We start from the raw sequence: 9300 nt of genomic DNA, 5'->3' as shown, positions 1-9300 counted from the left end.
GCATCCTTCTGGATGCCAACGGCAATCCGCGCACCTCCGCTGCACTGGCGCTGCAGCCCGATGGATCGGTGCGCGATGGCACCAACAGCTTCAACTTCAACCCGTTCAACCCGCTGCGCCGCCAGGTTGAACGCATCAACGCCGGTTTCAGCGGCTATTATAATCTCACCGACAGCATCGAAGCCTATGCCGAATTCGGCTTCACCAAATCGACATCGCCGCAGGTGATTGCACCGTCGGGCGGCTTTGGTTCGGAAATCACCCGCGTGAACTGCGACAACCCGGTGCTGACCGTGCAGATGCGCCAGCTGTTCTGCGGCAGCGCTTCACTCACCGGCCCATGGCCGCGTGACGTGGACAATGATCGTTATGTGCAGGCGCAGGTGCAGCGCCGCTTCGTCGAAGGCGGCCCGCGTACCGATGAACGCACGCTCACCAACTTCCGCACCGTTTATGGCGTGAAGGGCGACATCGCCGAGAATGTGAAGTTCGACGTGTTCGGCCAGTGGTCGGAAACTTCGCTTGATCGCCTGCAGACCAACAATGTCACCCGCACGCCGCTGCTGAACGCGCTCGATATCGTCACCGATCCGGCCACCGGCCAGCCGGCGTGCCGCGTCGCGGTGCAGGGCACCGATCGCAACTGCGTGCCGTTCATCACCAATTACAATCCCAACGGCACCAACGATCCGCGCCTGAGGGCCTATCTCGACACGCCCACGCTGACCCGCGGCAAGACCAGCCAGGTGATGTTCGGCGGCACGCTGCAATCCGATCTGGGTGCCTTCGGCATCGCCAGCCCCTGGGCGGAAGATGGCATCTCGCTGCTGATCGGCGCCGAATATCGCAAGGAAACGCTGGTGACCCGCCCGGATGCCACCGCTTCGTCGGGCCAGCTGCTGGCCGGTGCCGGCGCGCTGCTGCCGGGCGATGGCGAGACGCAGATCACCGAATTCTTTGCGGAAACCTCGATCCCGTTGGTGCAGGGCCGGCCGTTCTTCGATTCGCTGGCGCTCACCGGCGCCGTGCGGCGTTCGGAATACAAATCACGCAACAATCTCACCGGCGTGCGCGGCGGCGAATTCGCGCCGGTCAGCTATGCACTCGGCATCAGCTGGGCGCCGGTGAAGGAACTGCGGCTGCGCGGCCAGTATCAGCGCGCCATCCGCGCGCCGAACATCCTGGAACTGTTCCTGCCGGTGAACACCGGTCTGGCCAACGTGGCCGATCCTTGCTCCGGTTTCACCGGCACCAATCAGGCGCCAACCCGGCCGCTCAGCGCTTGCCAGCGCACCGGTGTGTCGGCGGCGCAATATGGCGCCATTCCGCCCTCGGGCGCGCAGGTGAACATCCGCACCGGCGGCAATCCCAATCTGCAGCCGGAAGTCGCCGATACCGTCACGCTGGGCGCGGTGTTCCAGCCCAGCTTTGTCAGCAATCTTTCGATCAGCCTCGATTATTTCAACATCCGCGTGAAGGAAGCCGTGGGCACAGTGCCGGCGGTGTTCACCATCGAACGCTGCCTGGATTCGGGCGCGCCGGAATTCTGCAGCCTTATCAATCGCGGCCCCGACGGCTCGCTCACCTTCCGGGGTGAACCGCCGTCGTTCGTGGACCAGCGCACGCAGAACATCGCCGGCCTGTCCACGTCGGGCATCGATGCGCAGATCAATTATGCCCACGATATTGGCGGGCTGGGGCGGCTGAACTGGAATTATGCCGCCACCTATCTGTTCGCCTTCAAGACGACGCCGATCGCCGGCGGCTTCACCGCCAACTGCGTGGGCAAATATGATCTGCAGTGCGAACTGCCGCGCTTCCGCTATCGCCACTCGCTCACCACCACCTGGCGCACGCCGTGGACGGTCGATATCGCCCTGAACTGGCGCTACCAGTCGGCGGTGGATCGCATCCTTTCGATCAACCCCACCACCGGCGTGCCGGTGACCTGGACCGAGGCCGGCCGCGGCAACTTCACCGGCGCGCGGTTGAATGCGGAAAGCTACATCGATCTCACCGCCTTCTGGAACATCACCAAAAAGATCCAGATGCGGGCCGGTGTGCGCAACCTGCTGGACAATGATCCGCCGGTGGTGCCGCAGTTCAACCCGGCACCGTCGTTCACCGTGGAAGGCAATACCGTTTCGGGTGTGTACGAAGCTGTTGGCCGCTTCATCTTCGTTGGTGCCAACGTCAGCTTCTGACGCCGGGCCTGACGCTGCTCGCAGCCCGGTCAGCATGCCGGTTCCGGCCGGCTTCGCCGGTTCGAAACTGAACGGCCAGTGGCTGCACATGGGGCCTGTCTCTCATCCCCGAGACGGCCCCATGATTTCTTGAGTTACTGTCGTTGGCCCGTAGACTGGCTGCACCGCATTGAGGAGTGCCGAAATGTCCGCTTCTGCTGATCGATTGAACGCCGCCGCCTGGCTGGTGCGCGCTGCATCCACCGCCGTTGCCGCCGCGTTGCTCGGTTCTGCCGCGCTGGCCGCCGCGCCGGACGGACTGGTGCCGGACGATCTGAAGGCACTGGAATGGCGCGAAGTGGGCACTGCCATGCCGAGCGGGCGGATCGCGCGCTTTGCCGTGCATCCCACCGATCAGCGCATCATCTATGCCGCCAGCGCCTCGGGTGGCCTGTGGAAGACGGTGAACGCCGGGGCGACCTGGACGCCCATCTTTGAAAAACAGGGCAGCGTTTCGATGGGCGCGGTGACGCTTGACCCGAAGGATCCCAACACCGTCTGGCTCGGTACCGGCGAGCAGAACAATGTGCGCAGCTCGCTCTATGGCGATGGGGTCTACCGGTCCAAGGATGGCGGCGCGACGTGGGAGCATATGGGGCTGCGTGACAGCCGGCACATCGGCCGCATCCTCGTGCATCCCGATGATTCCAATACCGTTTATGTGGCGGCGCTCGGCTCGCTGTGGGGCCCGGGCGAGGAGCGCGGCCTGTATCGCACCCGCGATGGCGGCAAGACGTGGACGCGCCTGCTGCGGCCCAGCAAGTTCACCGGTGTCGTGGAAGTCGCCATGCATCCGGGCAACCCCAACATCCTTTATGCCGCCACTTTCCAGCGCGAACGGCGCCAGTGGAGCATGATCGGCGGCGGCGAGGAAGGCGGCCTGTGGCGCAGCACCGATGGCGGCGAAAATTGGGCAAGGGTGGGCAATGGCTTTCCCACCACGGCGGTGGGCCGGGTGGGCGTCACCTTCTGCCCCGGCAAGCCCGACATGCTCTATGCGACCGCCGTTGGCCCCGATGGCGGCACCTTCCGCTCCACCGATGGCGGCACCTCGTGGGAACGGCGCAACAAGGACATCCAGAGCCATTGGTATTATGGCGAAATCTTCTGCGATCCGATGAATCCGGAGCGGATCTATGTGCCAACAACGCCGCTGTCGCGATCGGATGATGGCGGCAAGACCTTCACCAACGTGCTGAAAACCCAGGTCCACGCCGACAATCACACGATGTGGATCAACCCGAAGGACAGCGATCACCTGATCCTGGGCAATGATGGCGGCATGTACACGTCGCGCGATGGCGGTGCGCGGTGGACGTGGCAGTCCAACCTGCCGCTGATGCAGCTCTACACCGTCGCGGCCGACATGCAGGAGCCGTTCTATCACGTCTATGGCGGCACGCAGGACAATGGCAGCTGGGGCGGCCCCATCGGCACGCGTTTTGAAGACGGCATCACCAACGAGGATTTCCTGTTCCTGTCAGGCGGCGATGGCTTCTACGCGGTGGCCGATCCGACTGATCCGGACATCCTCTATTCCCAGTCGCAATATGGCGGGCTGGTGCGCACCAGCCGCAAGAGCATGGCGCAGAAGCGCATTCAGCCCTGGCAGCCGCAGAAGGGCGAATTCCCGCCCTATCGCTGGAACTGGAGCGCGCCGTTCGTCATCTCCCCGCATGATCCCAAGACGCTGTATTTCGGCGCCAACGTGGTGTTCCGCAGCCGTGATCGCGGCGATACGTGGGAACGCATCAGCCCCGATCTCACCCGCCAGTTGAGCCGCGATGCGCTGCCGCTGCAAGGCAAGATCCAGCCGGCCAACGCCATCGATCTGCATTCCAGCACCGCGCTTTATGGCAACACCCATTCTCTTTCGGTTTCTACCATGCGGCCTGGCCTGCTGGCCGCCGGCACCGACGATGGCCTGATCCAGGTGAGCCGCGATGATGGGCGGACGTGGGCCAAATCGGCACGTTTCCCCGGCGTGGCGGACCAGAAGAAGGTCGGCATGGTCGCGTGGTCGTCCACCAACGAGGGCACGCTGGTCGCCGTGTTCGATGGCCATCAGGACAATGATTTCGCGCCGCATGTGGTGCGCAGCGATGATTATGGCGCGACGTGGCGCAACATCACCGCCGATCTGCCGGCCTTCGGCCCCACCAAGAGCATCGCCGTGCACCCGAAGAATGGCGAACTGCTGTTTGTTGGCACCGATATGGGCGTCTATTTCAGCCGAGATGGCGGCGGGCATTGGTTGTCGCTGCGGTCTGGCCTGCCCACCAACAGCGTGCAGGGCCTGATGGTTCACCCGCGCGAGAATGATCTGGTGATCGGCACCCACGGCCGCGGCTTCTGGGTGCTGGACGATATCAGCCTGGTGGAGAAACTGACGCCGGAGGTTGTCGCCTCGCACAGCTACCTGGCGCCGCTGCGCCGGGGCACGCAGATCCGCGATGTGCCGCGCGGCCGCAAGAATGCCGGCAACATGTATTTCACCACCAAGAACCCGCCGCGCGGCGCGATCATCGATTATTGGGTGGGTAGCGCGGCGGAGGGCCAGAAGGTCTCCATCGAGATCATGGACAGCGTCGGCAAGACGGTGCGCAGCCTCACGCAGCCGGTGGCCAAGCGCGGGGCGCAGCGCGCGGTGTGGGACCTGCGCTTCGAAGCGCCGCCCAATGCCTCCATGTCGGAATATCGCCGGATGCCCGGCCGGTTTGTGATGCCGGGCACCTATCAGGTGAAGCTGACGGTGGGCGACAAGGTGCACATGCAGCCTTTGGCGGTGCGTCTCGATCCGGCGATCAGCCTGTCGGCGGCGGACAGCGCTGCGCTCGACGCAGTTGGCGCCACGCAGGCCCGGTTGGTGGCGGCGACTTACCATGCCAACAAGACGCTGGCCCCCGGCCTGTCGCAACTGACCGCGACGGTGAAAGCCCTGAAGGATGCCAAGGCCGACCGCAAACTGCTGGCCCAGGCCGAAGCCGCGCTGAAGGAAGCTGATCGGCTCAATGTCATCCTCAACGGCAGGGAAGAGGGCATCGCCCAGCAGGAAACCTTCCTGCCACTGGCCGAACTGACCCAGCGGCTCTACACTTCCACCCAGGACTATTCGGCCGCGCCCGATCCGGCCCAGCGCCAGTTGACGGCATCCGCGGATGCTGACGTGAAGACATTCTACAAGGATCTGGGCGTGCTGGTTTCCGATACGCTGCCAGCGCTGCAGAAGGCGGTGGTAGCAGCCGGTGTGGCATGGCAGGGCGAACTGCCGCGCATGCCGGCCCAGCCGTGAACGAGGTGATGATGTTGAAATCGATTCTGGGTGCCCTGATCGCGGCGGCAGTAGCGTCGCCGCTGCTGGCCCACGGCACCAGCCTGTTGCCGATCGAAACGGTGAAGATGCGCGAAGGCCATCGCGATGCCGCTATCGCCCGCCGCGCCGAGTTTATGAAGCGCATGAAGGGCGGCCTTGCGGTGATCACCAGCGCCGATCGCACGCAGCACAATCTGTATGAATCATACACCGACGACATGGAAAACAAGGACTTTGTGTTCCTGACCGGCATCTATGATTCACTGCCGCCCGGCCATGTGCTGGTGCTGAATCCGGGCGGTGGCACCTACAAGGAAGTGCTCTATACCGACATGAGCCCCTATGAGGCGGCGCGGCTGTCGGGCATCAAATATGTGTTCCCGCGCGCCAAGTTCCTTGAACATATGAGCAGCGCGCTCACCGATTATCGCAACCTGCGCATCACGCAGCTGCGCTTCAAGGAGGTCGCCTCCGATCTGTCGCGCGGCTGGGGCGATGGCGAGAAACTGCTGTATGTGAACTATCCGCACATCGACAATCTGAACGAGGCGCCGGCGCCGCGCCTGGCGTTCATGGATCGCATCCGCGCCACCACCAGCGAAGTGGTGTTCAAGGATGCGGGCGATATCATCGACGCGCAACGCATGGTGCTCGATCCCTTTGCCCGCGCCAACATGGAGCGCAGCATCGCCATCACCCGGATGGGCCTGATGGAGGGCATGAAGTTCGCCAAGCCCGGCCTGAGCACCCTGCAGGTGATGCAGACGGTGGATTATGTCTATCGCTTCCACGGCGCGACGCTGGGCTTTGCCACCGGCGTGGCGCTGGCCAGCAACATGAACGAGGAACTGAAGTGGGAATCGGCCGCCGCCGAAGAAGCGGCGCGCAAGGGCGATGCGGTCATCAAGCCCGGCATGCTGGTGCATTTCGATACCGGTGCGGCGATGAACCATTATTCGTCTGACGTGCAGCGCACGGTGCCGGTGGATGGCAAATTCACGCCGGAACAGCGCCGCATCTATCAGGGCGTGCTGGATGTGCAGAAGGCGGTGATTGCCGCCGTGAAGCCGGGGGTGACCTGGGCCCAGCTGCAGAAACTGGCCGAGGACGAGCTGCGCAAGAAGGGCGGCTGGGACAAGAGCTATACCTATGGCATCGGGCATTTCATCGGCATGGAAACCCACGAGCATGGCGATTATGTCGGCCCGCTGAAGCCTGGCATGATCATCGCCATCGAACAGGGCGCCGTGGTGAACGGCACCCGCGTTGCCTTTGAAGACGACGTGCTGGTGACGGCGACGGGGCATGAGTGGCTGACCCGTTCCATCCCGATCGAGATCGACGAGGTGGAGGCGCTGCTGCGTCAGCCTTCCATGGTGGTGCCCAAGGCGGTAGGCTCGCCGTAATTGCTGCTGCGGGCCACACGGCCCAGGACGAGTTTTTCATGCTGCCCGATCAGTTTACCCCCATCACCGATCTGCTGCGGCTGCACGCCCGTGCCGGAGACAAGCCGGCCATCATCGATGGTGACACCGTCATAAACTGGGCCGCGCTGGACACGCTGGTGGACCGTGCTGCGGCTGCGCTGCTGAACCGGGGGCACGGCAAAGGCCAGTGCATCGCCATCGCGGCGGGTATGTCGTGGGCCTATCTGGTGCTGTGGCTGGGGGCGTTGCGCGCTGGCCTGTCGGTGGCGCCGCTGCCGCAATCGGCGACCGAAGACACCATCGCGATGATGGCCGACGATGCCGATGCGGTGCAGCTGTTCCGCGATGCCGAACTGGCTTCCATCGACACTTGGCTGGCACCTGTTGGCACGCGCGCACCGGATGTGGCGATCGGGCCCGATGATCCGTTCAACCTCATTTATTCCAGCGGCACCACGGGCCGGCCCAAGGGCATCGTGCAGCCACACCGCCAGCGCTGGGCGCATGTGCAGCGCGGCGTGACCCAGGGCTATGGCCCGGAGGCGGTCACGCTGGTGGCGACCCCGCTGTACAGCAACACCACATTGGTGAGCCTGTTTCCCACCATCGGGCTGGGTGGCACGCTGGTGCTGCTGCCGAAATTCTCGGCGCAGGCCTTTCTGGAACTGAGTGAACGGCACCGTGCAACGCACGTGATGCTGGTGCCGGTGCAGTATCGCCGCCTGATGGAGTTCCCCGATTTCGATCGGTTCGACCTGTCATCGTACCGGCGCAAATTCTGCACCTCCGCACCGTTTTCGGCCGCGTTGAAGGCGCAGGTTCTGGCGCGCTGGCCGGGCGGGCTGACCGAATATTATGGCATGACCGAAGGCGGCGGCACCTGCATCCTGCAATGCCATGAGCATCCCGACAAACTGGCCACTGTCGGGCAGCCGGCGGCCGGTAGCGACATCAGAATCATCAACGAAGCTGGCGAACAACTGCCGGCCGGTGCAACTGGCGAGGTCGTCGGGCGTTCACCCGCCATGATGACGGGTTATCACAAGCTGCCGGACGCCACGCGCGGCGTCGAATGGTTCAGCCCTGAAGGGGAGCGGTTCATCCGCACCGGCGATATCGGCCGCTTTGATGACGATGGGTTTCTGACGTTGCTTGATCGCGCCAAGGACGTGATCATTTCGGGCGGGTTCAACATCTATCCCATCGATATCGAACAGGTACTGCAAACCCATCCCGGCATCGAAGATTGCGCGGTGGTGGGTGTGCCGTCCGAGCAATGGGGGGAAACGCCGGTCGCCTTCGTCGTCGCCGCCACGCCGCTGGAAGGTGCCGTCGTGAAGCAATGGCTGAACGAGCGGCTGGGCAAGAACCAGCGCGTGCTGGACGTGATCCAGATCGACCAATTGCCCCGCAGTGAAATCGGCAAGGTGCTCAAGCGTGCCTTGCGTGATCGCTATCTTGCCGCGTTGACGTAACAGGAGAAGACCATGCGTGTCGGCGTCCCCAAGGAAATCAAGCGGCAGGAAGGCCGCGTCGGCCTGACCCCGGAGGCCGTCCGCGAATATGTTGGCCACGGCCACGTGGTGCTGGTCGAGACCGGCGCGGGCGCTGGCATTGGCGCAAGTGATGCCGCCTATGTGGCGGCCGGCGCGCAGATCGCGGCCACGGCGGCGGAGGTGTTTGCCGCTGCCGAGATGATCGTGAAGGTGAAGGAGCCGCAGCCATCCGAATGGGTGCAACTGCGCGCCGGGCAGATCCTCTTCACCTATCTGCACCTCGCTCCCGATCCGGAACAGACCAAGGGCCTGCTGGCCAGCGGCGTGACTTCGGTCGCCTATGAAACGGTGACGGATGGCCACGGCCTGCCACTGCTGATCCCGATGAGCGAAGTGGCCGGCCGGCTGTCGATCGAAGCCGCCGCACTGGCGTCGCGCCATTACAACGGCGGCAACGGCCTGCTGATGGGCGGTGTTCCCGGCGTTGCGCCGGCCCGCATTGTCGTGCTGGGCGGTGGGGTAGTCGGCACCCAGGCGGCGCTGTGTGCATTTTCGATCGCTCGCTGCCGCGCCTGCGCCAACTGGATGATCTGTTCCAGGGCCGGGTGCGCACGCTCTATTCCAACCGGGCCGCTATCGAGGCCGAGATTGCCCAGGCCGATGTGGTGATCGGCGCCGTGCTCGTGCCGGGCGCCAGTGCGCCGCGCCTGATCACCCGCGACATGCTGGGGCTGATGAAGCCCAAGGCGGTGCTGGTGGATGTCGCCATCGATCAGGGTGGCTGCTTCGAAACCAGCCACGCAACGACGCACGAGGAGCCG

The 9300-nt window shown here is 64.2% G+C and carries 4 protein-coding genes and 1 pseudogene; all 5 read left to right on the top strand.

Translation table 11 applies throughout. The annotated features are described in order from the left end of the window. On the top strand, positions 1 to 2204 hold a 2204-nt coding region (locus tag RT662_RS08090; RefSeq protein ID WP_313670200.1), incomplete at its 5' end, for a TonB-dependent receptor. Between the two features lie 184 nt (positions 2205 to 2388). Beyond that, positions 2389 to 5535 (top strand): VPS10 domain-containing protein, encoded by a 3147-nt coding sequence (locus tag RT662_RS08085; RefSeq protein ID WP_313670199.1) that lies wholly within the window; start codon positions 2389 to 2391, stop codon positions 5533 to 5535. After that, positions 5532 to 6962 (top strand): M24 family metallopeptidase, encoded by a 1431-nt coding sequence (locus RT662_RS08080; RefSeq protein ID WP_313670198.1) that lies wholly within the window; start codon positions 5532 to 5534, stop codon positions 6960 to 6962. Before RT662_RS08085 ends, RT662_RS08080 begins: the two co-directional genes overlap by 4 nt. A gap of 38 nt (positions 6963 to 7000) precedes the next feature. Further along, complete coding sequence (locus RT662_RS08075; protein ID WP_313670197.1) at positions 7001 to 8458, top strand: class I adenylate-forming enzyme family protein; 1458 nt, start codon at positions 7001 to 7003, stop codon at positions 8456 to 8458. A 12-nt stretch (positions 8459 to 8470) separates the two neighbouring features. Continuing rightward, positions 8471 to 9300: pseudogene (locus tag RT662_RS08070) on the top strand (alanine dehydrogenase); the annotation flags it as partial.

Source organism: Sandarakinorhabdus sp., assembly GCF_032115815.1.
In the GTDB taxonomy this organism is placed as follows: domain Bacteria; phylum Pseudomonadota; class Alphaproteobacteria; order Sphingomonadales; family Sphingomonadaceae; genus Sandarakinorhabdus.
Note: the sequence above shows the minus strand (reverse complement) of the source record. Positions and strands in the feature narration are given on the sequence as shown.